This window comes from Psychrobacillus soli, from assembly GCF_006861775.1.
Taxonomy (GTDB): Bacteria; Bacillota; Bacilli; order Bacillales_A; family Planococcaceae; genus Psychrobacillus; species Psychrobacillus soli.
Genome location: NZ_VDGG01000004.1, coordinates 59,391 through 84,531, shown reverse-complemented (window position 1 = coordinate 84,531; position 25,141 = coordinate 59,391). Strand labels below are relative to the sequence as shown.

Below are 25,141 nucleotides of genomic sequence, written 5' to 3'. Positions count from 1 at the left end.
CAGGTTTTTCTCTCTTGATATAAGCAAAGCTTTGCGGTCTTCGCTTTTTACACTGGAAGTTGATTGGATTGTGTTGCTGGAAATTCAAAATCGGTTTCCTCATCCCTTGGTTGTACGTGTGCAGCATTTGTTGGAGTGTTATTTTGTTCTTCTTCGTTTCGTTTTTTAGTCACTAAAAATCGGATGTCCTCCACAACTACTTCTGTTACAAATACTCTTGTTCCATCGCCTTTTTCGTATGACCTCGTATTTAGCCTACCTGATATCCCAACAAGTGAGGCTTTCCCACAATACTTGACGGTCGTTTCCGCGAGCTTTCCCCAAATCGTGCATAGCACAAAATCCGCATCATCGGTTTTATATCCTTTGTTTACCGCAAGGACAAAACTTGTTTGCATTCTCCCTTCCGATAAATGTTTGAGCTGTGGAGCTTTTGTCATTCGTCCGATTATCGAAACTGTGTTCACTTTTGTCACCTCCTTTTGTCTCATTGGCATTATCATACCGGCACATGAAATTGTTAGCAAAAGTCAACAATTTCATTTTCGCACGTTTTTCTTTATCAAAATGGAGTTTTGTATTTCCTCATTCTTCTCAATACTAATAAAACCACTATCCAAAATGCCATTTTAGCATTTTCGTATTTATTTTTTTGCAGTAGTATTACTGTGCTATAATGGGTAGTAATTAATCCTGAAAAGGTGGATTGAATATGAAAACATTCAAAATGATTTCCGTTGATCTAATTCGTGATAGTAAAGAAATGCCGATTACACTGGAAGATGGAATTGTCATCAATCAAGAGAATACAAGCCGGTCATGGGTTTTAGAATTATTTATCGATCAAAAATACGAAGCTTTTTTTAATGAATTAAAAACTTCTGGTGAATTATTTAATACAAAAGTTGTTATTTCTTATCCAGAAAATGAACCTGCACATTTTGAGGTAGTTACTTATTCGGTAAAGCGGATTGGGGATTATTTATCGGTGTTATTACGCGGGACATTAAAACGTGCAAGAAGAAAATATGCGGAGTCTTTACTTGCTGATTTAATCGAAGAAGGGTTAACTGGCGAAGCGCTTTTAACGAAGTTTGAACATGATATGAAAACTAGACCTACTTTAAAAAGAGATCAATGAAAAAGCTGACTCCAAGTTAAACCACTTGGAATCAGCTTTCTTTTTATTATTTATTGATGTCTTCTTTAACTTTAATGTCGTCAATTGTCGCATTAGGTTGTGGAATTACTTCGTTATTAGCATTTGGTGTTACGAGATCATCATTGGGATTTGGTACCATCTTGTCTTGCACATTTGGTTGTGTTTCGTTTATCCCGTTGTTTCCACCGTTATTGTTGTATACATCATTACCATTTTCGTTCGTTGGCGAAGGCGTATTTACACCTGGATCCGGAACAATTTTGTCCACATTATCTCGAACCTCTTCCATCGGAGTTTCGTTATTATTTGGAACAGTTTTGTCCATATTACATCCTACTAACAAAACAGAACAAATAGCCACTACTGGCACTGCTTTTTTGAGCATTAAAAAATTCCTCCTTTCTGGATTATCTTCGTCACACTTTTGTGACTTACGATAGGTTGTCCAAGAAAAGAAGGAACTATCCCATGGCAAACTTGCCTGTTTTTACATGTTTGGGATCTGTATTTTTTAGCGAATAAAGGAATACTATTATTAAGCTTTATCTACTACAGGACCTAATGCAAATAGGATGTCTGCTTCACAAACAAGCTCGCCGTCTACCGTTGCGATAGCATGTCCTTTGCCCATTACACCACGTAGTTTCGTCAGTTCTACTTCTAATTTTAATTGATCGCCTGGCTTTACTTGACGTTTGAAGCGGCAATTATCAATTCCAGTAAAGAAAGCCAGTCTTCCTTTATTCTCAGGAATTTGTAACACGGCCACTGCTCCTACTTGTGCAAGTGCTTCTACGATTAGTACACCTGGCATTACTGGATATCCAGGGAAATGTCCATTAAAAAACTCTTCATTGATTGTTACATTTTTCAATCCTACTGCTCGTTTTCCTTCTTCTAATTCCAAAATACGGTCAATCATTAAGAATGGATAACGATGGGGTAAAAGTGCTTGTACTTGCTCTGTTGTTAACATGGAATCTTCCTCCTATTTCCCATCTTTTATATCTAAAATATGTTGGTATGTTTCCCACTTAAGTGCATCTTTCGGTGTTCCTCCACCTAATACTCCGTATCCTACCATTAATCCTGCAGCGGCAGCTCCAGAAAAAAGTACGATACATAGTAGTATACGCAGCCAAATAGGGAACATACGAATTTGTACCCAATGTATTTTTTTAGGTTCTTCTGCTCGGGCTTGTTCGTTTTCTAATCGTCGCTGTCGTCTGCCAGAGATTTTTACTTCTTCTGTCATAAGCCTAACTCCTTACGGAAATGATTATCTTATTCCATTGATGAGACCCATCATCTGGTCTGCTATTGTAATCGAACGTGCATTGAATTGGTATGACTTTTGCGCTGTCATGAGATCCGTCATTTCCTTTGATATATCTACATTTGACATTTCAAGCACTTGGTTGGTTAGTGCAATTTCGCCTCGATTTGCTCCTTGGAGATCCGTCATCACGTCATCTTCATTGACACCTAGTTCATCTAAGTTAGTAGGCATGGCAATATAGGTCGAAGAGATTTGTTCCATTAACTGCGGCTTTTGTAAAACAGAGACCGCTAGTTCGCGCTGAACTGTTGCACCATCTGGGTACGTCGCAGTGAGGATACCTGTTTCATTTACCGAAAAGCGTGAAACATTTTCTGGAATCATAATTGCTTGCCCTGTACTATCTGCCACTGGATAGCCGTCGCCGTTTACAAGCATTAACTGACCGTTTTCTACTGGCGATACATAGAATGCTCCTTGACGTGTATATGCTGTTTGTTGTCCATTTTCGCCGTCTGGCATTAGGACATTAAAGTATTGTTTCGGTTCTTGAAAAGCAAAATCTAGGTCACGATCAGTAGATTGCAAGCTTCCTTGTTTCCAGTTCATCTGCGCTTGGGCAAGGGAAGCACCTACTCCATAACGAATTCCTACAGGAGATTGTCTTTCGGCTGTGTCCAATTTATCGTTATTAAATTGTTGGTAAAGTAATTCTTGAAATTTTACGTCTTTTGTTTTGTAGCCATGCGTGCCCGAGTTGGAAAGGTTATTTCCGATAACATCTAGTTGGCTTTGTAGCTGCGTCATCGTGTTTGTTGCCGTAATCATTGTACGTAACATGTATGTGGACCTCCTTTCTTTATTAGTTCACGCGTCCTACTTCGTTTACTGCTTTTTGCATGCTTTGGTCGTATGCTTGCAGTACTTTTTGGTTTGCTTCAAATGCTCGGTATGCAGTTAACAGATCTGTCATCGTTCTTGCGGCATCGACGTTTGATCGTTCAATATACCCTTGTTGCATAGAGAAGCTTACGTTTGCCGTATTGTAAGCGGATGGCAAGTTAGTACCGTCCGCTGTTTGAAATAGACCGTTATCTTGTTTTCTCAGACTATCTGGTTGTGCTGCAAATGAAACCCCGATTTGTGCAACAGAAGCGTCATTTACAAAAATCTGTCCATCCCCTGCCACGCGGAAATCATCATTTTGCAGTTGGATCGTCTCTCCATTATTGTCCAGTACATACAACCCTTGTGCATTCGTTAAAAAGCCTGCTGGATCTAGCGTAAAATTACCGTTTCGAGTGTATGCTTCGCCTTCTACAGGATGTTGCAAGCGATAAAAAACTGCTCCTGTTTGACCAGTTTCCGCGTCTACGGGAAGTGTACCATCGATCAAAGCAATATCCGTATTTAGCTCCGTTTGTTGCAATTGACCTTGCGTTAATAATGCAATCGTTTCTTGCATATACACACCTGTACCAAGTTCACCAATTTCCGCTGCATACTTTCCTTGTACAGCATTTTCCGTTGGTATTTTAGTAGCTCCTAACCGAGACAGGAGCATGTCTGGAAAAGAACGGATCGTCGATTGATCCGCTTTATACCCTGGTGTATTGGCATTGGCCATATTATTTGTCAGCAACTCTGTTCTACGTTGTTGCGCAATCATTCCAGATGCAACAGTATGAAATCCACGAAACATGAGAAAGCCTCCACTCTAATTTGATGTTTAGCTAGCGTCTAGTTATTTTATCTATATTGTCTAACATAATTCCGGTTCCGATTGCGACACAATCCATCGGAGCTTCTGCAACAAATACAGGTACTTTCAATTCTTCCATTAGTAGATGATCCATGCCATGTAAAAGCGCTCCCCCACCAGTTATAATGACACCTCGGTCAATAATATCTGCTGATAATTCAGGTGGTGTTTTTTCGAGCACATTTTTAGCAGCTTGTACAATTACAGAAACAGATTCACGTAATGCTTTTTCTATTTCTTCCGAATGGATCGTTATCGTTCTCGGAAGTCCTGTTACCATATCTCGTCCGCGGATATCCATTTCTTCTTTGCGGCCGTCTGGGAAAACCGTCCCAATCGTCATTTTAATATTTTCTGCTGTACGTTCCCCGATTAAAAGCTTGTACTCTTTTTTAATATATTGAAGAATGTCGTTATCAAAAACATCTCCTGCAATTTTAATCGATTCGGAAGTTACAATATCTCCCATCGATAGTACTGCAACATCTGTCGTACCGCCTCCAATATCCACAACCATATTACCGCTCGGTTGGAATATATCCATGCCGGCACCGATTGCCGCCACTTTTGGTTCTTCTTCTAAGTATATCTTTTTACCGCCAGATTTCTCTGCAGCTTCACGAATTGCTTTTTGTTCTACACTTGTAATGTTTGTTGGACAACAAATTAAAATGCGTGGCTTGGACAAAAATCCTTTTACGTTCAATGAATTAATGAAATACTTGAGCATGGCCTCTGTTATATCAAAATCGGCAATTACACCGTCTTTAAGGGGTCTAATCGCTACGATGTTACCTGGAGTCCTCCCGACCATTTGACGGGCTTCCTCGCCTACTGCAAGCACTTTTTTGGTGTTTCTATCTATAGCTACAACGGAAGGTTCGTTTAATACAATCCCTTTTCCTTTTACATGAATTAATACGTTCGCAGTACCTAAATCTATTCCAATATCCTTGGCAAACATTAACAGTGTTTCTCCTTCCCTGTTAGAACCTTATAATATGTATTTTGCGTTATGTCTCTAACATATAATTTTATCATAGTTTTGTCAGAATTACACTTTTTTTAGAAACGTATTATGCAGAATTTGCGGGAAATAGTGAGAAAGGACAATTTGATGTGGGGGGGAACTGAATTGCTTGGGAAAGCGACTAGTTCGTCTGCGGGAGCGACTAGTTTAATGCAAGCTTCTTATTGCCGCTGGAGAATCGCTTTATGTAGTGGAATATGGTGATTTATTTGAAATAATTGGCTTAGGGAAACCAAATTGGAGGGTTGAGCAACCAGTTGGGCAGTGACAGCAACTAAAATGTCTGGGAGAGCAACTAGTTCGACTGCGAGAGCAACCAGTTCTTGTTGCAGCAGGAAAATCACTTTAAGCAGTGGGATGCGGTGATTTATTTGAAATAACTGGCTTAGGGAAACCAAATTGGCGGGGTGAGCAACCAATTGAGCTGCGACAGCAACTAAAACGCATGGGATAGCAACCTGTTCGTCTGCGAGAGCAACCAGTTCAATGCAAGCTTCTTGTTGCCGCTGGAGAATCGCTTTATGTAGTGGAATGAGGTGATTTATTTGAAATAACTGGCTTAGGGAAACCAAATTGGCGGGGTGAGCAACCAGTTGGGCTGTGACAGCAACTAAAATGCATGGGAAAGCAACCAGTTCGACTGCGAGAGCAACCAATTCAACGATAGCTTCTTGTTGCCGCTGGAGAATCACTTTATGTAATGGAATGCATTGATTTATTTGAAATAAATGGCTTAGGGAAACCAAATTAGCAGGGAGAGCAACCAGTTGGGCTGTGACAGCAACTAAAATGCATGGGAAAGCAACCAGTTCGTCTGCGAGAGCAACCAATTCTTGTTGCCGTAGGAGAATCGCTTTATGTAGTGAAAAGCGATGATTTATTTGAAATAATTGGCTTAGGGAAACCAAATTGGCAGGGACAGCAACCAATTGAATAGTGATAGCAACTAAAACGCTTGGGAAAGCAACCAGTTTGCCTACGAGAGCAACCAACTCTCGAAATCTTTTTATCTTTGGGCAATGCTTAACTTGCATTCCAATCTACAAGAAAAAGCCGTGATTGTTACAAATCACGACCTTTCCTATCTTCCTTTTTTGTTTTCCATTTTCTTTTCGTAGCTTCTCCACCTCGCAAATGCCTGACCGATTTATGATACGCAAGAATTTCTTTCACTTCTTTTGCTAGCTGCGGATCTACTAAATGAAGTCTTTCCGTCAAGTCCTTATGAACGGTACTTTTGGAATGACCGGTTGTGCTCGCGATGGCACGGACAGTTTTTTTCGTTTCAATGACCATTTCACCTAAACGTATACATCTATGACGAATCGTTTCGTGCACCAACTCTTCCTTTCGTTAGTAAAGGAACACTTTTCATCACTTTATGCATACGTATAGGGTATTATGAATTAAAAAGCTAGTAATGATTCCGGGTTAATAAGTACGCCGTTTTCGAGTACTTCAAATTGCAAATGGATACCTGCTGTTGGATTCCATTCATTTTCCGATGTAGTTGCAAGGGGTTGACCTTGTTCTACTTCGTCTCCAACTTTTACTAGAATACCAGTGACTGAGCGATATTTCGTTTGCTTACCATCTGCATGCGATAAGACGATTTCATCTCCTACAAATGGATCTAAATTAACTTCTTCTACTTTTCCACTCATTGCAGCTACTACTTCGAAAGGTTCGCTATTCATAGAAAGAGATACGCCTGTGCTTGTGCTGTAAGTTTGATTGAATACGAGCAAGGATTTTTCACGTGTCGTTTCATCCGCTTCCATGTCGTAATAATGTTGTACAACCTCAACTTTATCAAACAGTTCTTCTTTGAAAGGATATTTCATCGTTTCTGCTTGAGCGTTCGTTTCGATTGCTACTTTGTCAGGTTCATTACCAGTTTTGGTCCATTCAGCATCTTCTGCTGAATCATTGCTCACATAGACATTGTACCCCCAAATCATTCCTACAAAAGCTACCGAAAAACCTGTGTACACTAGTGGCCAAAACCACGGCTTTTTCGGATTTGTTTTCTTCTTCTGAGAAGTCTTGTTCGATTGTTCTTCTCTCATTTTCATCACCTCAATTGCATTCTTGGCAAATCAAGGAGATTTTAAACATGCCGAAAAACTTTTTATTTCAGTTCCTTTATAATAGTGCAATAAAATATCATGAGCGCTTGCCGAATCATTCGCCAGCACCTCGGCCCCGTACTGGCTCATCCCTACTCCATGCCCGTATCCAACGGTGTCCACTACCACCTTATCATTCTGGAAAGTTACTTCGAAATCTGTGGAAGGGAGGCCAAGTAATGCGCGAACTTCTCTGCCTGTCCATGTTTTGCCACTCATTTGAACTGACTCTATTCGGTTTGTATCTGTCTTCGTAACTTGAAAACTAGTTGCTATGTTAGAAGACCATTTTAGACCAAAGGCATTTGCCCATTGTTTATGCGTAAACTCGAATTGTTTTTTTACATTTGGAGCATATTGTTCTTCTGCCCCACTCGGCACCGAAACTAAATACGGAATCGCATACCCGCTGTAATTTTCTGCGCTTTCTGTTTGGCCATTGCTTGAGGAAAAGAACATCGCCGTAATCAGCTGATCTTTATATACGATAATTTCTCCTTTTGTAGCTGCGACGACCTTTTGAAGCTTGTCCTCATATGCTTCAAAGGAGGCCCCCCATTTTTTCTTGCGCTCTTCTAGCGTTGCGTATACTTGTTTTTGCACCGTTTTATCGATCGACTTTTTCCCATAGTTTGTTTCTCTTAGCACATACGTCCTTGCCGCAATGGATTGTGCCTTTAACGCTTCTTCATGGAAGGAAACAGGCATTTCTGCAGCTACTACACCTAGTACGTATGTTTCAAGAGGAATTTTCTCCTTGACCCCTTCCACTTCTATTAGTATTGGGCAGTCTACTTCGATTACTTTTTCGACTTCTGGTGCAGGTTGTGCCTCGTGCTTTTCTTTGATCAATAAAAAGGGTAATAACAAGAGTCCGATGCAAAGGATGAGTAGTAGGATATTTTGTTTCATGGGACAACTATATGCTAGGGAGGGAGTTCTCATGAGTAGATTTTTTTGGAACAGCAAGAGTGGAGTGGAATTATTATCCAGCATTTAACGAAATATAGCTAAGGGAAACCAAATGAGTCGGGAGAGCAACTGTTTGTAAGCCGAAAGCAACCAGTTCCGTCGTATGTATGAAAGCAACCAACCTAATAAAAATTATAGCAAAATTGATTTTTGATGCTTTATTTCAAGCCAAAATGCAATTTCCACTTACTTTCCTTGCAAAAACTAATACTAAAACGCTATTTCTGGCATTTCTAGTTTTCATGTAGATTATGCTAAGCTACTTGCGAGGTGATATGATGATAATCAAAAAATATTCGGCTTCCCTATATGTAGAAGCTTTGCATGCTCTATATAAAAGAATGCCTAAAAATGATTTGAAATTTTCTAAAATACAAGAAGAATACTATCAAAAAGTGGCTGGTAATATCGGAGAAGAAGCCGTGATGAAAGTAATTGAGCAATTGGATTTGCCTTATAAATTTTACGCTTTTCATAATATTTTATTGTATTCCGAAACTCTTTTTCAAATGGATATACTAATCATTACTCAGTACTATGCGTTAATTTTAGAAGTGAAAAATATTAAAGGCGAAATTACATTTACAGACCAGCAAATGATTAGAACGTTGGCAACAAACGAAACACATGCATTTGACAATCCATTCCTTCAATCAGAAGACTACCAATCCCAATTGAAACGATTATTTCAAGCAAATCATATTTCATTGCCTATCTTTAGTGCCGTCGCTTTCGCCTTTTCTTCAAGCATTATTAAAGACCCCCCAAAAAATAAAACTATAGTATTCCGAAGAGGAATCAAACCTTATATACGAAATATCCCAGCTAACGCTTGTATTCTAACAGATGCACAGTTAGAAAGCTTAAAATATTTTCTTCTAAAAGAAAGTATCGATTTTCAGCCATTTCCATTGACCAATCATTTTGGTATTGATCCCAACTCACTTCGAAAAGGTGTCGAATGTGTGCACTGCGGATTAATTGGAATGAAAAAAGTGATTCGAAATTGGTATTGCCCAAGATGCAGATCCTCTCATCGCCACGCACATGAAGCCGCACTAAGAGATTACTTTCTCGTCTATAAAAGCACAATATCTAACCAAGAATGTCAACAATTTTTACAGCTAAACAATAAGTATGAAGCAACAAAAATATTAAACAATCCTATGCTAATCAAAACTGGACAATCCCGAAGCAGAAAATATAGTATGAAATTTGATAAATAATGTGTACTAGGGGAAATAAAATAGCTTTGCCTCCGAAATGGGGACTCTCGCCTACTAGTAATTGGCAAAGGGACACTAAATCGACTATAGAAGCAACCAATTCGCGGTCGAAAGCAACCAATCTCCTTCTCTAAGCAACCAGTTCCCTGGTGAGAGCAACCAACTACAAATGACGAATGCAATTCAGCTACGCCTCCGAATGGGGGGCTCTCGCCTACTAAAAAGTGGAAAAGGGAAACCAATCCCACCGTGAAAGCAACTAATTCGCAGTCGTAAGCAACCAATCCCTCTCGCTAAGCAACCAGTTCCCTGGCGAGAGCAACCAACTACAAATAATGACTGCAATTTCAGCTACTCCTCCTAATTGGGAGCTCTCGCCTACTAAAAAGTGGCAAAGGGAAACCAATCTCACTGTGGAAGCAACTAATTCGCAGGTGAAAGCAACCAATTTCCCGCGCTAAGCAACCAGTTCCCTGGCGAGAGCAACCAACTACAAATGACGACTGCAATTCTGCTACGCCTCCTAAATGGGAGCTCTCGACTACTAGTAATTGGCAATGCGCAACTAAAATGACTTTGGAAGCAACTAGTTCGTGGTCATAAGCAACCAATCCCTCTCGCTAAGCAACCAGTTCCCTGACGAGAGCAACCAACTACAAATAATGACTGCAATTCAGCTACGCCTCCGAATTGGGGGCTCTCGCCTACTAAAAAGTGGCAAAGGGAAACCAATCCCACTGTGAAAGCAACTAATTCGCAGTCGTAAGCAACCAATCCCTCTCGCTAAGCAACCAGTTCCCTGGCGAGAGCAACCAACTACAAATGGCGACTGCAATTCCGCTACGTCTCCGAAATGGGAGCTCTCGCCTACTAAAAAGTGGCAAAGGGAAACCAATCCCACTGTGAAAGCAACTAGTTCGTGGTCATAAGCAACCAATCTCCCTCGCTAAGCAACCAGTTCACCAACAAGAGCAACCAAACACAAAAAGCACTATACACGAATACATGTACAGTGCTTTACATATTATATTATACGAATTGTACTGCTTTTTCAGGTCTTTCGGTACCGATACGTTCAATGTCTGCACCAAGTGCTGCGAGCTTTTTGTCGAAGTCCACATAACCGCGATCTAAATGATAAAGTTCAGTTACACGAGTAATACCTTCAGCAACTAAGCCAGCGATGATTAATGCTGCTGCTGCACGTAAGTCAGTTGCACCAACTTCTGCGCCTTGTAGATTAGATGGTGACTCCATAATAACGGAGCGCCCTTCAATTTTCATATTGCCATTCATGCGTCGGAATTCTTCCACATGCATGAAACGATTTTCAAAAACGGTTTCTGTAATGATACCAGTACCATGTGCTGTCATCATCAATGCCATCATTTGTGATTGCATATCAGTTGGGAAACCAGGATGTGGCATTGTTTTAATATCTACAGATTTTAAATCGCCACTAGCTTTCACACGAAGGCCCTGTTCCTCTTCTTTAATTTCCACACCCATTTCTTGCATTTTGGAAATAAGCGCAGTCATATGTTCTGGAACAGCATTTTCGATAATTACATTACCTCTTGTAATAGCTGCAGCTACCATAAATGTACCTGCTTCAATTCGATCCGGGATGATATGATGCTCTGTACCGTGAAGTTCCGCAACACCTTCAATACGAATAGTGTCTGTACCAGCACCACGCACATTTCCACCCATTTCGTTAATGAAGTTAGCTAAATCGACAATTTCCGGTTCTTTTGCAGCGTTTTCAATAACTGTTGTACCTACCGCAAGTGCCGCAGCTGTCATAATGTTTTCAGTTGCACCAACGCTTGGTACATCTAGATAAATTTTGGCACCTTGTAAACGACCGTTTGTTTTTGCCTCTACAAATCCATTACCGAAAGAAATTTCAGCACCCATTGCTTCAAAACCTTTTAAATGTTGGTCAATTGGACGTGATCCAATCGCGCAACCACCAGGTAGTGCAACGCGAGCAAATCCATTGCGCGCTAAAATTGGCCCCATTACAAGAATAGAAGCACGCATTTTACGCACATACTCAAATTGAGCTTCACTCGAAAGTTTCTTTTGTGAATCAATAATCACTTCGTTTTTCTCAGGATTATATATTACTTCTGTATTTAAACTTTTTAAAACCTCGTTTATTGTCAAAACATCTGCAAGTGTTGGTACATCTTTAATAACGTTTTTCCCGTTTGTCGCGAGCAATGCAGCTGCAAGTACTGGTAGGACAGCATTTTTTGCACCTTCTACTCGAACTTTCCCGTTTAACGTTTGGCCACCTTTAACAACGATTTTATCCACTTCGTTCCCTCCGCGTTCTTATCCTCATTTGCTTTATATAAAAGAAATATGTATGATGTCATATTTAGGTATTCAAAACAATATTCATCATACAACGTAATTCGACTATATACAAGCATCAAAAACACTATTTTCAATGTCTATTTCAGTATATTTTCTTGTTCTATTATACGTAATACCCAGGCTTTTCGTGTAGATAATTTTAAGTACCCCGTAAAGCTTCGTACAAAACCTTTTCGACATAATATTTCCCAGGAAATACGTGCAGATTCTACATGCTCATACAAACTTATCCATTATTTGCATGAGCATATAGGATCTGATTTAGTTAAATAAAAACTGTAATTGGTCCGACCAGGCAGTGAGGTTTAAGAAAAAATTTGCTACAGAAGAACCAATTGTTATGCTAGTCAAAATAAATAAAAGTTGTGCTTGAAACACATGATTCTTTTTAATTATTCTGTCCACCATGAGTGCCTGTAATGCATAAAAAGAAATGCCGATAAAAAAAATATTTGCTAAAATCGCAATTACTGCTTGTTCGCTATTTAATAAATCCATTTTTCATCGTCCTCCATTTTTCACAACTCAAGAAAAAAACGAGCAGAACTAGTTCTGCCCGTTCCATATTACTAAATTATAGTTAAATGTTACCCTCATAAACGTTGATACGATTCATCGCACGTTTCAAAGATAGTTCTGCACGACTAAAGTCAGTTGCATCAGCTTTTCCTTGAAGACGTTCTTCTGCACGTTTCATCGATTCTTTAGCACGAGCTACATCGATATCAGAAGCAACTTCAGCTGATTGTGTTAGAATCGAAACCTTTTCAGGACGAACTTCTACAAATCCACCGCTTACTGCTACGTACTCGGATTTTCCATCTTTTTTCAGTTTAACTGCACCTACTACTAGTGGCGCAACTGTTGGAATATGCCCAGGTAAAATACCGATTTCACCGGATGCTGTTTTAGCGATGATCATGTCGACTTCAGAATCGTATACCGGGCCGTCGGGAGTGACAATATTGACTGTAAGTGTCTTCATATTTTTACCTCCTGGTCCGATTTATTATACTTCTACGCCCATGCTTTTTGCTTTTTCAACTACTTCTTCAATGCGTCCAACTAGACGGAAAGCATCTTCTGGAAGGTGGTCATATTGTCCTTCAAGAATTTGTTTAAATCCTTGAACTGTTTCTTTAACTGGAACGTATGAACCTTTTTGACCAGTAAATTGTTCCGCAACGTGGAAGTTTTGAGATAGGTAGAACTGAATACGACGAGCACGGTTAACCGTTAACTTGTCATCGTCCCCTAATTCATCCATACCTAAGATTGCAATGATATCTTGAAGCTCTCTGTAGCGTTGTAATGTATATTGCACTTGACGTGCTACATCATAATGCTCTTGTCCTACGATTTCTGGTGAAAGCGCACGAGAAGAAGAAGCTAGAGGATCTACCGCTGGGTAAATACCCATCTCAGATAATTTACGCTCTAAGTTTGTTGTTGCATCTAAGTGAGCAAATGTTGTTGCAGGAGCTGGATCCGTATAGTCATCGGCTGGTACATAGATCGCTTGGATAGATGTAACCGAACCAGTATTAGTAGACGTGATACGCTCTTGTAATTGACCCATTTCCGTTGCAAGTGTTGGTTGGTAACCAGCAGCAGAAGGCATACGACCTAGTAGTGCTGATACTTCCGAACCTGCTTGTGTGAAACGGAAAATGTTGTCGATGAATAATAGTACGTCTGCACCTTGTTCATCACGGAAATATTCAGCCATTGTAAGACCAGTTAAGGCAACACGCATACGTGCACCAGGTGGCTCGTTCATTTGACCGAATACCATTGCTGTTTTCTTAATAACGCCAGAATCGCTCATCTCATGGAATAAGTCGTTTCCTTCACGTGTACGCTCACCAACACCAGCGAATACCGAAATACCACCGTGTTCTTGTGCGATGTTGTTGATTAGTTCTTGGATAAGAACTGTTTTCCCTACTCCGGCACCACCGAATAGACCGATTTTACCACCTTTAATATAAGGAGCTAGTAGGTCTACTACTTTAATACCTGTTTCAAGAATTTCAACTTCTGTTGAAAGATTTTCAAATGTTGGAGCTGCACGGTGAATTGGATCACGACGATCATTCACTGAAATTTCTTCTCCTAAGTCGATAACTTCACCTAACACGTTGAATACACGTCCTAGTGTTACGTCACCAACTGGAACAGAAATCGCTGCACCAGCGTCAATTACTTCCGTACCGCGCTTAAGACCATCAGTTGATGCCATCGCAATAGTACGAACTGCGTCATCTCCTAAGTGTAAAGCTACTTCTAACGTTAACGTAGTAGGCGCTTCGTTTGGACGTTCAATCGCTACAGTTAAAGCGTTATAAATAGCTGGTAATTGGCCATTGTCAAACTTAACGTCAACAACCGGACCCATTACTTGTAGTACTTGTCCTTTGTTCACTACTGTTCCCTCCTGTCTTACTTTTCTTTCATAGACTAATCAAGAGCCGCTGCACCGCCGACAATTTCCGTAATTTCTTGCGTAATTGCTGCTTGTCGTGCTCGGTTATAAACTAATGTTAAGTTACCAATTAAGTCAGTTGCGTTGTCTGTTGCAGATTTCATCGCAGACATACGCATAGCATGTTCACTTGCTTTACCATCGAGTAATGCACCAAAAATTAGGCTTTCCGCATATTGTGGAAGTAACACTTCTAGAATCGCTTCAGCTGAAGGATCGAATTCATAAGAAGCAGTTGTGCCTGTTTCTACTGCAAGATCCGTAAGTGGCAGTACCTTTTTCTCCGTAACTTCACTAGAGATGGCACTGACAAAGTGGTTATAGTACATATAAAGTTCATCATATGTACCATCCGTGAACATACCAACAGCTCTGCGCGCTATTTCTTTAATATCAGAAAAAGCAGGTTGATCTGGTAAACCTATTACATCTCCGATTACATTCGAACCACGTTTCACGAAGAAGTCACGTCCCATACGACCAATTGCAAAGATAACATACTCATCTTTAGAAGAATGTCGCTCCGCTATTGCATTAGATGCTGCACGGATAATATTACTATTATACGCGCCTGCTAAGCCACGATCTGCCGTAATAACAAGATATGCCGTCTTTTTCACAGGACGAGAAGTTAGCATTGGATGCGCTCCGTCGCTTGTTCCTGTTGCAATTGCACCTACTACTTCTTGAATTTTCGACATGTAAGGAACATATGCTTTCGCATTTTCCTCCGCACGGTTCAATTTAGAAGCTGAAACCATTTGCATAGCTTTCGTAATCTGACTTGTTTTCTTTGTTGACGTAATTTTACCTTTAATATCGCGTAATGATGCCACTGGTATTTCACCACCTTATCGTTTTTTTTCACTTAGACTTTAGAATTACTCAGATTTAGCGAAAGTCTTTTTAAATGCATTGATTGCATTTGACATATCTTCATCTGAAGGAAGGTCTTTAGTCGTACGAATATGATCTAAAACGTTTGTGTGGTTTGAATCTAACCAGCTATGAAGCTCAGCTTCGAAGCGAGTAACATCTTTCACTGGAATATCATCTAAATGGCCACGAGTTAGAGCGTATAAAATCATAACTTGTTTTTCCACTTTAATAGGGTTATTCAAGTCTTGTTTTAATACTTCTACTGTACGCATACCACGGTTAAGTTTTGCTTGAGTTGCAGCGTCAAGATCTGATCCAAATTGAGAGAATGCTTCTAGTTCACGGAATGCAGCTAAGTCTAGACGTAGTGTACCCGCAACTTTTTTCATTGCCTTAATTTGAGCTGAACCACCTACACGAGATACGGATAAACCAGCGTTGATGGCTGGACGTACACCCGAGAAGAATAGGTCAGATTGTAAGAAGATTTGACCATCTGTAATGGAAATAACGTTTGTTGGAATATAAGCAGAGATATCTCCAGCTTGTGTTTCAACGAACGGTAATGCAGTGATTGAACCTGCACCAAGTGTTTCATTTAACTTCGCAGCACGCTCAAGAAGGCGGCTGTGTAAGTAGAATACATCCCCTGGATATGCTTCACGACCTGGAGGACGACGAAGAAGTAATGAAAGCTCACGGTAAGCAGCTGCTTGTTTAGATAAATCATCATAAACGATTAGCACGTGCTTGCCTTCGAACATAAACTCTTCTGCCATTGTTACACCAGCATAAGGTGCTAAGTATAATAATGGAGCCGGTTGTGATGCAGATGCAGTAACAACGATTGTGTAGTCTAAAGCACCTTTTTTACGAAGTGTTTCAACTACGTTACGTACAGTCGATTCTTTTTGACCGATTGCAACGTAAACACAGATCATGTTTTGGTCTGCTTGGTTAAGAATTGTATCGATTGCAACAGTTGTTTTACCTGTTTGACGGTCACCAATGATTAACTCACGTTGACCACGTCCGATTGGAACAAGTGCATCGATCGCTTTAATACCTGTTTGAAGTGGTTCATGAACAGATTTACGTGCCATAACCCCTTGTGCAGGACTTTCGATTGGACGAGTTTTAGTTGTTGCGATAGGACCTAGTCCATCAACTGGTTGACCAAGTGGATTAACAACGCGGCCAATCAATTCTTTCCCAACAGGAACTTCCATAATACGGCCAGTTCGACGTACTTCATCGCCTTCTTTGATGTCAGAGTATGGTCCAAGGATAACGATACCAACGTTGTTCGCTTCCAAGTTTTGTGCCATACCTAAAACACCAGTTGAGAATTCTAAAAGTTCTCCAGCCATGACGTTGTCGAGGCCATGAGCAAGGGCGATACCGTCACCAATTTTGATAACTGTACCAACATCGCTAACTTTCATCTCAGATTCATAATTCTCAATCTGCTGTTTAATCAAGACACTGATTTCTTCAGCTTTGATGCTCATGTATGTCACCTCTCAAAATTCATAATATTAACCGATCAAATTACGTTTTAAACGGTCTAGCTTCGTGCTAAGACTGCTGTCGTAAATGCGGTTTCCGATTTGTATGCGCATTCCACCAATAATAGATGGATCTACAATGTTTTGAATACGTAATGATTGTTTTCCTACATTTTTCGCAAATACAGCTGAAACGTTTGCACGCTCTTCTTCTGTTAACTCACGTGTAGTATATACTTTCGCGTCTGCAATACCTTGAGCTTCGTTCGAAAGTGCCATAAATTCAGTAATAATATCTGATACTTCATCTAATCTTTTCTTATCAATAAGCACTAGAAGTGTGTTGATAACGATTGGATTAGCCTCAGAGAAAATGTCACGAATTAACGATTTTTTCTTATCTAGAGACAGTTTAGGAGAAGTGAATAATGTCTTCACGTCTTTATTGCCATTCCAAACAAGTTTAAGTTCACGTAAATCATTTTCTACAGATGGAAGTTCGTTTTTTTGTTGTGCTAGTTCGAATAAAGCGATTGCGTATCTTTTTGCAGCAGTTGAGTTACTCAATTAACTTCGCCTGCCTTCGCAATCGTTGCCTCGATTAGCGCACGATTATCTTCTTCCGAAACTTCTTTTTCAAGAACTTTCGACGCTGCAAGTACAGAAAGTGAAACTACTTCTTGTCGTACTGCCGCAATCGCTCTTTCTTTTTCTGTATCGATTTCACGGATAGCAGATTCTTTCAAACGCGCTGCTTCAGAACGAGCTGTCGTGATAATATCTTCACGAGATGCTTCGCCTTGTTTCTTCGCATTTTCTACAATCGCTAATGCTTCCGTACGTGCTTCTTTTAGTAAGTCACGTTGTTCTTCAAGTAAACGCTGTGATTCCCCGCGGCTATTTTCAGCTGCTTGGATTTCACTTGCGATTAACTCTTCACGTTGAGTCATAATCCCCATAAGTGGACCCCATGCTACTTTCTTCAATAGAGCCATAAGTAATAAGAAGAAGAATAGTGTAGCGATGATATCCCAAATGTTTAACCCGGCACCACCAGCACCAAGGATAAGGTAATCAAAAGACACGATTGTTTCACTCCTTTCAAACGCTATTAAGAGATCTTGCTTCTATAATGTAAACATTTGATCATTGTTTTCTAATTCATAAAGAGAATGGCGGATAAGTTTCCGCCATTATAGACTTGTCTATGTTTATTATTTGTTTAATACGATGAATGCGATAACTGCTGCGATGATTGGAATCGCCTCAACTAATGCAACCCCGATGAACATAACTGTTTGTAAAGCTCCACGTGCTTCTGGTTGACGAGCGATACCTTCTACTGTTTTTGAAACGATTAATCCGTTACCAATACCTGCACCAAGTGCACCTAAACCGATTGCTATAGCTGCTGCTAAAAGACCAACTGAACCTACCATTGTTTAATTTCCTCCTTGGAATGTTGTTTTGTTTTTATTTATTTCTGCTTAAATTTTAAGCAGTTATATTAATGGTCTGTCGACACTTTGTGCGACATATAAACCATCGTTAACATAACGAAAATGAACGCTTGGATTCCACCTATAAATAGGGAGAAACCTTGCCATGCCATTGCTGGAATAATTGCTCCAACAAAGCCGAAAACGCTAGATGTTGCTAAACCTGCAAGTAGTCCTAGTAGAACTTCCCCTGCGTAGATGTTACCGTAAAGACGAAGACCGAGTGTCAACGTATTTGCGAATTCTTCAATAATTTTCAAAGGTAATAGGAATGGAAGCGGCTTTAAGAAGTCTTTCCCATATTCTTTTAACCCTTTCATTTGAATACCATAATAGTGCGTTAATAGAAGAATCATTACTGCTAATGTCATTGTTACTGTTGGATCTGCTGTTGGCGATTTCCACCAAAGCACCCCATCATACGAAATGGAAAACGGAAGTCCTAATACGTTCGCTACAGCGATAAACATGATTAATGTAATTCCAAGAATATGGAATCGTCCACCAGTTTGCCAGTCGAAGTTACTTTTAATAATGCCTTTCACGAAGTCCATTATCCACTCCATGAAGTTTTGCATACCAGTTGGCTTCAGCTTCAAGTTTCTTGTCGCAAAATATGCGATCAAAAATACAATGAGTGTAGTAACTGCAAGCATTAAAATGTTGGACCAGTTACCATGCATACCTAGAAACACAAATTCTGGATTTTTATGTTCCACGATTCATTCACCTCTCTTTCACATACTCATTACTGATTTCTTGCATGAAACATAATACGTTCTACAACAAGCAGAACATAGGGAATCATTAAACCGATAACTGTGCTAATAAGATGAATATATTCTGGAAGGGCAAGTGCAATTGCTACGGCAGCAACACCTGATGCAAATCGGATTGCTGTGCCTAAACCTGCTCGTCCTTTTTCACCAGATAACACACGATCAAATTTCTCCATTCTACGAGTTAGAATCCAGAAATTATACAGACCAAATAACGAACCTAGTGCTAAGCCTGCAAAAATTGTCGAATAAGGGGTGAATCCCCAACCTAGCGCACATACTGCTAGCAAAAAAAATATGTATTTTTTCTGCTTCGTAAAAATACGTTGCATTTCTAGCATTGTTCTTTAGTCTCCTGAATCATATTTTCGAATGGTAGTAATAAGTGCCATTACGCCGACCAAAAGGCCAAGTAGCAGACATATTACTAAAAAAACTGAAGTGGTTCCATAAGTTTTATCCATCCACATTCCTGTGAATGTGCCTATTAAAATAGAACCTACAAGCTGTGAGAGAATCGCCGAATATAATGCTATCCCTTGTAACGGACGTCTTGTCTGACGCATAAATGAATCCTCACGTTTTTCCTTATTAAGTAAAAACTGCGAATCTAGTAGAAAGTTGATGCGATAGGTGTTTCAAGCATGAAACCCCTATCATTGATATCCTTTGTAAGCATACAATAGGGCCAATTTGATGTCAATTGCTAAGAGTGAAATACTTCACAAATAGATTTAAATTGACATCGTATTGACAAATTTAAGAGAATTGCGTTTATTCTATGATTGTCAAACGCTTTTTTTTTATGTCTCCAGTTTCACATACAAAAGTGCAGGTTATTACTTTGTACCGAACAAACGGTCACCAGCGTCACCTAGTCCTGGGACGATATAACCATGATCATTTAATTTTTCATCAAGCGCCGCTATATAAATATCTACATCCGGATGTGCTTTTTGTAATGCTTCTACACCTTCTGGAGCTGCGATTAAACACATAAACTTAATGCTAGTTGCACCGCGAGTTTTAAGGGAATTAACTGCCTCTATCGCAGATCCACCCGTTGCAAGCATTGGATCTACTAATATGAAATCACGTTCTGCAACATCTGCTGGAAGCTTCACGTAATATTCAACGGGTTGTAGCGTTTTCGGATCTCTGTATAGTCCGACATGCCCAACTTTTGCAGCAGGAATTAATTTTAAAATACCGTCAACCATCCCAATTCCAGCACGTAGTATTGGAACGATTCCAATTTTCTTTCCAGCTAACACTTTAGATTTTGTCATTTGTACTGGTGTTTCCACTTCTGTTTCTTCTAATGGCAAATCGCGTGTGATTTCAAAGGCCATTAGTGTAGCCACTTCATCCACAAGTTCACGGAATTCTTTTGTTCCCGTTTCAATGTTGCGGATATATGTGAGTTTGTGTTGAATAAGGGGGTGATCAAATACGAATACTTTTGGCATATTTTTATCTCCTTCGTGGTTTTATTTGAAATTCTATTAATTATAACAAAAAACGCAGGAAACATACTACTAATCCTACGTTTTAATATTTCGTCTATTTACCCGGACGTCATTGGTTTGTAAAAATAAAATTCTTGACCGCAAAACTGAAATAAAAAGTTCGAATTAGTGTCCACTTCAAGCCTGCACTTTCCGTTCCAATCAAGGGAATTTGCTGACTACATTAATATCTACACTGAATAAAGTATGAGGTTATCGGCACCACCGTTTTAAATCCTAATACGATGCAGCTTTTCATTGTTAGTAATCCAGAATATGGCTAAGAGCAACCAATCGGTCATGGAAAGCAATCAATTCTATTCCGAAAGCAACCAAACCAGTACTGAGAGCAACCAATTTGCCGATGAAAGCAATCAATTCTTAAAATAGCAAGTTTACTTGAAGTGAGACGCCTATGACTGTGACGCATTAACTCCAAATATTTCCTTAAACGCAAAAAAAGCGCAAGCGACTGTCTCTAACCTATATGGCAAGCGGAAACGATGAATGGAATGTCGAACATAATAGAGATACTGCACCTTAATGAGCTAAATGAAGTATCCGCTGGGATTTCCGCTGCAGGGCGGACGCTTTCCGTGGGGTGAGCGATGAGCCTTCACCGCCGCACGGAAACCAGTAAATGGATTAGGGCAACCAATCGGTCATGGAAAGCAATCAATTCTATTCCGAAAGCAACCAAACCAGTACTGAGAGCAACCAATTTGCCGATGAAAGCAATCAATTCTTAAAATAGCAAGTTTACTTGAAGTGAGACGCCTATGACTGTGACGCATTAACTACAAATATTTCCTAAAGCATAAAAAATAAGCTACCTTTCTCCAAAAAGGTAGCCTACTTTCAAATTTTGTATTAGTTATACAATGGGAGTTTATCAGTTAAAGCAGCGACTCTGTCTTTTGCTTCTTGGATCACTTCTGCGTCTTCATGGTTTTTCAAAAGTTTCGCAATGATCGAAGCGATTTCTTTCATTTCTTCTTCTTTAAATCCACGAGAAGTTACTGCTGGTGTTCCTAGACGAACTCCTGAAGTAATAAATGGACTTTGTGTTTCATATGGAATTGTATTTTTGTTTACTGTAATTCCAACTTCGTCAAGGACGTGTTCTGCAATTTTACCTGTTAAGTCAATTGCTGATACGTCTACTAGCATTACGTGGTTATCCGTACCACCAGATACGATGCGAAGACCTTCTGCTACTAAGCTATCTGCTAGTGTCTTAGCATTTGCGATCACTTGTGCTTGGTATTCCTTAAATTCAGGTTGTTGTGCTTCTCCAAATGCAACTGCTTTTGCAGCGATAACGTGCATTAATGGACCACCTTGGATTCCAGGGAAAATTGTTTTGTCAATTTTCTTCGCGAATTCTTCAGTTGTAAGGATTAATCCACCACGTGGTCCACGTAATGTTTTATGCGTTGTTGATGTAACGAAATGTGCGTGTGGCACTGGATTTGGATGAAGACCTGCAGCAACTAATCCTGCAATATGAGCCATGTCTACAAATAGGTATGCTCCAATTTCGTCTGCGATTTCACGGAATTTAGCGAAATCAATTACTCGTGAGTATGCACTTGCTCCAGCAACGATCATTTTTGGTTTATGTTCTAATGCTTTTGCACGAACATCTTCATAGTCGATTGTTTCGTTTTCTTTATCCACACCGTACTCGATAAAGTTATATTGAATTCCACTAAAGTTTACAGGGGAACCATGTGTTAAATGCCCACCATGTGACAAGTTCATCCCTAAAATCGTGTCACCTGGTTGTAAAGCAGTCATGTAAACCGCCATGTTCGCTTGTGAACCTGAATGGGGTTGTACGTTTGCATGTTCTGCTCCGAAAATTTCTTTCAGACGATCACGAGCAATATTTTCTACAACGTCTACATGCTCACAACCACCATAGTAGCGTTTACCTGGGTAGCCTTCTGCGTATTTATTTGTAAGCACTGAACCTTGTGCTTCCATTACTGCTTCGGATACAAAGTTTTCAGATGCGATTAACTCGATATTTGTTTGTTGACGCTTTTTCTCCGCCAGCATCGCTTCGTATACTGCTGGATCTTGTGTTAAAATTTTCTCCATTTCTCATTTCCTCCTCTAATATCAACCGTAAAATGCACGTTCTCCACCAATTAGTTTCGGACGTGTGTTTGCAATCGTCACGACTGCTTCCCCAATTTGTTTTGTGGACACGCGAATTGGGACAGCTACAGGTTGCAACTGCATCCCAATAAGGGTTTGTCCTATATCAATGCCGGCACGCGCTTGGACATGCTCGACTACGACTGGGTCTTGGAATTGCGTGTACGCGTGTGCAGACATGGAGCCACCTGCACGAACAACCGGAATAACCGAAACTTCCGGGTATCGATACAGCTTTTGCGTTTTTCTTTCCATTGTAAGGGCGCGGTTAATATGCTCGCATCCTTGAAAAGCTACATGCACTTTGTTACGCTCAGCAAAGGCTTGGAATGGTCCAAATAAAACCTCGGCTACTTCTAAACCACCAGCCGTTCCAATCTTTTCACCGATAATTTCTGAGGTTGAACAGCCAATAACAAAAAGATCATCTTCATGCAGTTGGATTTGCTGCTCCACTTCCAGGAGAAGCTGTTCTATTTGCTGTTTCCACAAATCTTTTGCTTCCATCTGAAAATCCCTTCTTCCTCAGTTTTCTAGTGCTGTAATTTTTTCTACTCGACGTGTGTGACGTCCACCTTCAAAATCTTGTGCAAGCCAAGTTGCAACGATTTCTCTTGCAAGTCCTGGACCTATTACTCGTTCTCCCATTGCAAGTACATTTGAGTCATTATGGCATCTTGTTGCTTTTGCCGAAAATACATCATGTACTAATGCACATCTAATACCTTTTACTTTGTTTGCCGCGATTGACATACCAATGCCTGTACCACAAATTAAAATACCACGATCAAACTTCCCACTTACTACACCTTCTGTAACTGGCATTGCATAGTCAGGATAGTCAACAGAATCGTCACTCGTTGGACCAAAGTCTTCATAAGAAAGTCCGAGCTCCTCTAGTTGTAGCATAATTTCCTTGCGAAGATTATTTCCACCGTGATCAGAAGAAATTGCAATTTTCAATTTGTTCCCTCTTTTCTGTTTTAGTACTCCCATTCATCATACCATTTATCCGCAAAAAAAAATACAATTCACGTAAAGTGAATTGCATTTTAAAGCTCTATTTTGACGAATTTCTGTCAAATTGCGAAATAACTTTAAATAATTCTTCCGATTGTCGCTTTAATCCGAACGATAAGCGATCAATTTGTTCGATTGATCGTGCTTGTTCATCTGTTGCACTTCTCACTTCTTCTGCTCCTGCAGATGTTTCTTCCGCAATGGCAGCTACTTCTTGGGATTGACGTGCTGTATTTTCGATATTCGTTAATTGATTTTCAACTAATGAAGAAATTTGTACAACGGATTCCGCCATATCATGGATTTTATGTGACATCCCTTCTACCGCTTCATTCGTTTCAGAAACACGTTTTGCTTCCCCTACTGCAAAGTTTACTTGATTCGTCATTTGATGGACAACCGTTTGGACATCTGTTTGAATAGCAATGATTAATGCTGAAATTCCTTGCACCGCTTTGCCACTTTCATCTGCTAGTTTACGCACTTCTTCCGCTACGACCGCAAAACCTTTTCCGTGTTCTCCAGCACGAGCAGCTTCTATGGATGCATTTAATGCAAGTAAATTCGTTTGAGCTGCAATATCGCCGACTAGTTGAATAATATTTTCCACTTTCCCGGCGTTTACTTCTAGCTGTTTTACATTTACTAAAGCCGCTTCGCTTCCAGAAGCAACTTGCTGAATACCATTTACAAGGGATTGAATGACTTCCGTTGTTTGCGCTAAACCACGGATCATTTCCCCGGACTGTACGTTTGATTTTTCTGCACGCATATTTACTTCAGAAGCTAGTACTCGTACATCTTCTACAGATTCCACTGTTTCTTGAACTGCGATGGCTGAGTGTTCAGCACCTTCGGAAATTTGTGCAATCGTTTGTGCAATCGCTTCTGCCTGTTCGGAAGCAACGGAAGATTGTTGCGATAATTGTTGCACGGTATTATTTGTTTTTTCAAAGTTATCTTCAATGCTTTGAACCATTTCTCTTAAATTGACAAGCATTGATTGAAATGCGATAGAAACAGATTGGATTTCATCTTTCGATTTTGGTACTTCCACATCTACACCAATTTTACCTTCTGAGGCAAGGGTCGCTACTTTTTCCAAATTAAATAATGGCTTAATAATTAATCCACTGAAAAAATATGCAAGTAGCCCAGACCAGAAGATCCCTAATGCATACATGCCAATTTCGAAGTTAAGCGATTTCGTTGTATTTTCAAATATAAGCGGCTGTATAAAATTGATAAACACCGCACTCGTTGTGTATGTAACTAATGCTAAAACCGTTACAAATAAAACAATCTTTTTTTGAATTCCAAATGAGTACCGCTTTTTTTCTGTCTTCATC

At 39.9% G+C, this 25,141-nt stretch carries 30 protein-coding genes; 2 read left to right on the top strand and 28 right to left on the bottom strand.

Annotated features, from left to right (window positions below):
- Positions 1-47: 47 nt before the first annotated feature.
- Entirely contained in the window at positions 48-467 is a 420-nt protein-coding gene (locus tag FG383_RS02970) for a single-stranded DNA-binding protein (protein WP_142605362.1), read from the bottom strand.
- Positions 468-712: 245 nt separating this feature from the next.
- Between FG383_RS02970 and FG383_RS02965 the strand changes: the two genes are divergently transcribed.
- Complete coding sequence (locus tag FG383_RS02965; protein ID WP_142605361.1) at positions 713-1,141, top strand: YwpF family protein; 429 nt, start codon at positions 713-715, stop codon at positions 1,139-1,141.
- 46 nt (positions 1,142-1,187) lie between these two features.
- On the opposite strand, the gene FG383_RS02960 is transcribed toward FG383_RS02965, so the two are convergent.
- The 10 genes from FG383_RS02960 to spoIID form a co-directional block, all read right to left on the bottom strand.
- Positions 1,188-1,547: a hypothetical protein gene (locus FG383_RS02960; RefSeq protein ID WP_142605360.1), complete on the bottom strand. Its 360-nt coding sequence runs from the start codon at positions 1,545-1,547 to the stop codon at positions 1,188-1,190.
- A 150-nt stretch (positions 1,548-1,697) separates the two neighbouring features.
- Positions 1,698-2,138, bottom strand: a complete 441-nt coding sequence (fabZ, locus tag FG383_RS02955; protein ID WP_142605359.1) for a 3-hydroxyacyl-ACP dehydratase FabZ — start codon at positions 2,136-2,138, stop codon at positions 1,698-1,700.
- Between the two features lie 12 nt (positions 2,139-2,150).
- Positions 2,151-2,417 (bottom strand): DNA-directed RNA polymerase subunit beta, encoded by a 267-nt coding sequence (locus FG383_RS02950; RefSeq protein ID WP_142605358.1) that lies wholly within the window; start codon positions 2,415-2,417, stop codon positions 2,151-2,153.
- 24 nt (positions 2,418-2,441) lie between these two features.
- Positions 2,442-3,281: a flagellar hook-basal body protein gene (locus FG383_RS02945; RefSeq protein ID WP_142605357.1), complete on the bottom strand. Its 840-nt coding sequence runs from the start codon at positions 3,279-3,281 to the stop codon at positions 2,442-2,444.
- Between the two features lie 22 nt (positions 3,282-3,303).
- Positions 3,304-4,143 (bottom strand): flagellar hook-basal body protein, encoded by an 840-nt coding sequence (locus tag FG383_RS02940; RefSeq protein ID WP_142605356.1) that lies wholly within the window; start codon positions 4,141-4,143, stop codon positions 3,304-3,306.
- Positions 4,144-4,174: 31 nt separating this feature from the next.
- Positions 4,175-5,167, bottom strand: coding sequence for a rod shape-determining protein (mreB, locus tag FG383_RS02935; RefSeq protein WP_142605355.1), 993 nt, complete (start codon positions 5,165-5,167; stop codon positions 4,175-4,177).
- Positions 5,168-5,394: 227 nt separating this feature from the next.
- Positions 5,395-6,267 carry a hypothetical protein gene (locus tag FG383_RS02930; RefSeq protein ID WP_142605354.1) on the bottom strand — a complete coding sequence of 291 codons (873 nt, stop codon included), beginning with the start codon at positions 6,265-6,267 and terminating at the stop codon, positions 5,395-5,397.
- 28 nt (positions 6,268-6,295) lie between these two features.
- Positions 6,296-6,571, bottom strand: coding sequence for a sporulation transcriptional regulator SpoIIID (locus FG383_RS02925; protein ID WP_093267914.1), 276 nt, complete (start codon positions 6,569-6,571; stop codon positions 6,296-6,298).
- Between the two features lie 68 nt (positions 6,572-6,639).
- Positions 6,640-7,302 (bottom strand): M23 family metallopeptidase, encoded by a 663-nt coding sequence (locus FG383_RS02920; RefSeq protein WP_142605353.1) that lies wholly within the window; start codon positions 7,300-7,302, stop codon positions 6,640-6,642.
- A 30-nt stretch (positions 7,303-7,332) separates the two neighbouring features.
- Positions 7,333-8,274, bottom strand: a complete 942-nt coding sequence (gene spoIID / locus FG383_RS02915; RefSeq protein WP_142605352.1) for a stage II sporulation protein D — start codon at positions 8,272-8,274, stop codon at positions 7,333-7,335.
- Positions 8,275-8,612: 338 nt separating this feature from the next.
- On the opposite strand from spoIID, the gene FG383_RS02910 reads away from it, so the two are divergent.
- Positions 8,613-9,560, top strand: coding sequence for a nuclease-related domain-containing protein (locus tag FG383_RS02910; RefSeq protein ID WP_185907829.1), 948 nt, complete (start codon positions 8,613-8,615; stop codon positions 9,558-9,560).
- A 1,029-nt stretch (positions 9,561-10,589) separates the two neighbouring features.
- Here FG383_RS02910 and murA read toward each other — a convergent pair.
- From murA to FG383_RS02825, 17 genes are all read right to left on the bottom strand, one after another.
- A complete protein-coding gene (murA, locus tag FG383_RS02905) occupies positions 10,590-11,885 on the bottom strand; it encodes a UDP-N-acetylglucosamine 1-carboxyvinyltransferase (protein ID WP_142605350.1) in 1,296 nt (431 codons plus the stop codon).
- A gap of 324 nt (positions 11,886-12,209) precedes the next feature.
- The gene (locus FG383_RS02900; RefSeq protein ID WP_142605349.1) at positions 12,210-12,446 is read right to left on the bottom strand and encodes a DUF1146 family protein; all 237 of its coding nucleotides are present in this window, start codon (positions 12,444-12,446) and stop codon (positions 12,210-12,212) included.
- An 82-nt stretch (positions 12,447-12,528) separates the two neighbouring features.
- The gene (locus tag FG383_RS02895; protein WP_142605348.1) at positions 12,529-12,933 is read right to left on the bottom strand and encodes a F0F1 ATP synthase subunit epsilon; all 405 of its coding nucleotides are present in this window, start codon (positions 12,931-12,933) and stop codon (positions 12,529-12,531) included.
- Positions 12,934-12,957: 24 nt separating this feature from the next.
- Positions 12,958-14,373, bottom strand: coding sequence for a F0F1 ATP synthase subunit beta (gene atpD, locus FG383_RS02890; RefSeq protein WP_142605347.1), 1,416 nt, complete (start codon positions 14,371-14,373; stop codon positions 12,958-12,960).
- A gap of 35 nt (positions 14,374-14,408) precedes the next feature.
- The gene (gene atpG, locus FG383_RS02885) at positions 14,409-15,269 is read right to left on the bottom strand and encodes an ATP synthase F1 subunit gamma (protein ID WP_142605346.1); all 861 of its coding nucleotides are present in this window, start codon (positions 15,267-15,269) and stop codon (positions 14,409-14,411) included.
- A gap of 45 nt (positions 15,270-15,314) precedes the next feature.
- On the bottom strand, positions 15,315-16,823 hold the full coding sequence (gene atpA / locus FG383_RS02880; RefSeq protein WP_142605345.1) for a F0F1 ATP synthase subunit alpha: 1,509 nt from the start codon (positions 16,821-16,823) through the stop codon (positions 15,315-15,317).
- Between the two features lie 27 nt (positions 16,824-16,850).
- A complete protein-coding gene (locus FG383_RS02875; RefSeq protein ID WP_142605344.1) occupies positions 16,851-17,387 on the bottom strand; it encodes a F0F1 ATP synthase subunit delta in 537 nt (178 codons plus the stop codon).
- Complete coding sequence (gene atpF, locus FG383_RS02870; RefSeq protein WP_142605343.1) at positions 17,384-17,905, bottom strand: F0F1 ATP synthase subunit B; 522 nt, start codon at positions 17,903-17,905, stop codon at positions 17,384-17,386. The genes FG383_RS02875 and atpF overlap by 4 nt, the downstream gene beginning before the upstream one ends.
- Before the next feature lie 129 nt (positions 17,906-18,034).
- Complete coding sequence (atpE, locus tag FG383_RS02865; protein WP_053590520.1) at positions 18,035-18,259, bottom strand: F0F1 ATP synthase subunit C; 225 nt, start codon at positions 18,257-18,259, stop codon at positions 18,035-18,037.
- Positions 18,260-18,327: 68 nt separating this feature from the next.
- Positions 18,328-19,038 carry a F0F1 ATP synthase subunit A gene (atpB, locus tag FG383_RS02860; protein ID WP_142605342.1) on the bottom strand — a complete coding sequence of 237 codons (711 nt, stop codon included), beginning with the start codon at positions 19,036-19,038 and terminating at the stop codon, positions 18,328-18,330.
- A 29-nt stretch (positions 19,039-19,067) separates the two neighbouring features.
- Positions 19,068-19,439, bottom strand: a complete 372-nt coding sequence (locus FG383_RS02855) for an ATP synthase subunit I (protein ID WP_142605341.1) — start codon at positions 19,437-19,439, stop codon at positions 19,068-19,070.
- Positions 19,440-19,445: 6 nt separating this feature from the next.
- A complete protein-coding gene (locus tag FG383_RS02850) occupies positions 19,446-19,664 on the bottom strand; it encodes an AtpZ/AtpI family protein (protein ID WP_142605340.1) in 219 nt (72 codons plus the stop codon).
- Positions 19,665-19,937: 273 nt separating this feature from the next.
- Positions 19,938-20,567 (bottom strand): uracil phosphoribosyltransferase, encoded by a 630-nt coding sequence (gene upp, locus FG383_RS02845; RefSeq protein ID WP_142605339.1) that lies wholly within the window; start codon positions 20,565-20,567, stop codon positions 19,938-19,940.
- A 909-nt stretch (positions 20,568-21,476) separates the two neighbouring features.
- Positions 21,477-22,712: a serine hydroxymethyltransferase gene (gene glyA / locus FG383_RS02840; protein WP_142605338.1), complete on the bottom strand. Its 1,236-nt coding sequence runs from the start codon at positions 22,710-22,712 to the stop codon at positions 21,477-21,479.
- 21 nt (positions 22,713-22,733) lie between these two features.
- Positions 22,734-23,279, bottom strand: a complete 546-nt coding sequence (locus FG383_RS02835; protein WP_142605337.1) for a TIGR01440 family protein — start codon at positions 23,277-23,279, stop codon at positions 22,734-22,736.
- 18 nt (positions 23,280-23,297) lie between these two features.
- Positions 23,298-23,735 (bottom strand): ribose 5-phosphate isomerase B, encoded by a 438-nt coding sequence (gene rpiB / locus FG383_RS02830; RefSeq protein WP_142605336.1) that lies wholly within the window; start codon positions 23,733-23,735, stop codon positions 23,298-23,300.
- Positions 23,736-23,832: 97 nt separating this feature from the next.
- Positions 23,833-25,140 (bottom strand): methyl-accepting chemotaxis protein, encoded by a 1,308-nt coding sequence (locus FG383_RS02825; RefSeq protein ID WP_142605335.1) that lies wholly within the window; start codon positions 25,138-25,140, stop codon positions 23,833-23,835.
- Between the last annotated feature and the right edge of the window lies 1 nt (position 25,141).

Excerpts from the sequence above, each read along its gene's own strand:
- FG383_RS02965 (WP_142605361.1), top strand. The coding sequence starts at position 713 with ATGAAAACATTCAAAATGATTTCCGTTGATCTAATTCGTGATAGTAAA.
- FG383_RS02960 (WP_142605360.1), bottom strand. The coding sequence starts at position 1,547 with ATGCTCAAAAAAGCAGTGCCAGTAGTGGCTATTTGTTCTGTTTTGTTA.
- fabZ (WP_142605359.1), bottom strand. The coding sequence starts at position 2,138 with ATGTTAACAACAGAGCAAGTACAAGCACTTTTACCCCATCGTTATCCA.
- FG383_RS02950 (WP_142605358.1), bottom strand. The coding sequence starts at position 2,417 with ATGACAGAAGAAGTAAAAATCTCTGGCAGACGACAGCGACGATTAGAA.
- FG383_RS02945 (WP_142605357.1), bottom strand. The coding sequence starts at position 3,281 with ATGTTACGTACAATGATTACGGCAACAAACACGATGACGCAGCTACAA.
- FG383_RS02940 (WP_142605356.1), bottom strand. The coding sequence starts at position 4,143 with ATGTTTCGTGGATTTCATACTGTTGCATCTGGAATGATTGCGCAACAA.
- mreB (WP_142605355.1), bottom strand. The coding sequence starts at position 5,167 with ATGTTTGCCAAGGATATTGGAATAGATTTAGGTACTGCGAACGTATTA.
- FG383_RS02930 (WP_142605354.1), bottom strand. The coding sequence starts at position 6,267 with ATGCAAGTTAAGCATTGCCCAAAGATAAAAAGATTTCGAGAGTTGGTT.
- FG383_RS02920 (WP_142605353.1), bottom strand. The coding sequence starts at position 7,302 with ATGAGAGAAGAACAATCGAACAAGACTTCTCAGAAGAAGAAAACAAAT.
- spoIID (WP_142605352.1), bottom strand. The coding sequence starts at position 8,274 with ATGAAACAAAATATCCTACTACTCATCCTTTGCATCGGACTCTTGTTA.
- FG383_RS02910 (WP_185907829.1), top strand. The coding sequence starts at position 8,613 with ATGATAATCAAAAAATATTCGGCTTCCCTATATGTAGAAGCTTTGCAT.
- FG383_RS02900 (WP_142605349.1), bottom strand. The coding sequence starts at position 12,446 with ATGGATTTATTAAATAGCGAACAAGCAGTAATTGCGATTTTAGCAAAT.
- FG383_RS02895 (WP_142605348.1), bottom strand. The coding sequence starts at position 12,933 with ATGAAGACACTTACAGTCAATATTGTCACTCCCGACGGCCCGGTATAC.
- atpA (WP_142605345.1), bottom strand. The coding sequence starts at position 16,823 with ATGAGCATCAAAGCTGAAGAAATCAGTGTCTTGATTAAACAGCAGATT.
- atpE (WP_053590520.1), bottom strand. The coding sequence starts at position 18,259 with ATGGTAGGTTCAGTTGGTCTTTTAGCAGCAGCTATAGCAATCGGTTTA.
- FG383_RS02855 (WP_142605341.1), bottom strand. The coding sequence starts at position 19,439 with ATGCTAGAAATGCAACGTATTTTTACGAAGCAGAAAAAATACATATTT.
- FG383_RS02850 (WP_142605340.1), bottom strand. The coding sequence starts at position 19,664 with ATGCGTCAGACAAGACGTCCGTTACAAGGGATAGCATTATATTCGGCG.
- upp (WP_142605339.1), bottom strand. The coding sequence starts at position 20,567 with ATGCCAAAAGTATTCGTATTTGATCACCCCCTTATTCAACACAAACTC.
- glyA (WP_142605338.1), bottom strand. The coding sequence starts at position 22,712 with ATGGAGAAAATTTTAACACAAGATCCAGCAGTATACGAAGCGATGCTG.
- FG383_RS02835 (WP_142605337.1), bottom strand. The coding sequence starts at position 23,279 with ATGGAAGCAAAAGATTTGTGGAAACAGCAAATAGAACAGCTTCTCCTG.
- FG383_RS02825 (WP_142605335.1), bottom strand. The coding sequence starts at position 25,140 with ATGAAGACAGAAAAAAAGCGGTACTCATTTGGAATTCAAAAAAAGATT.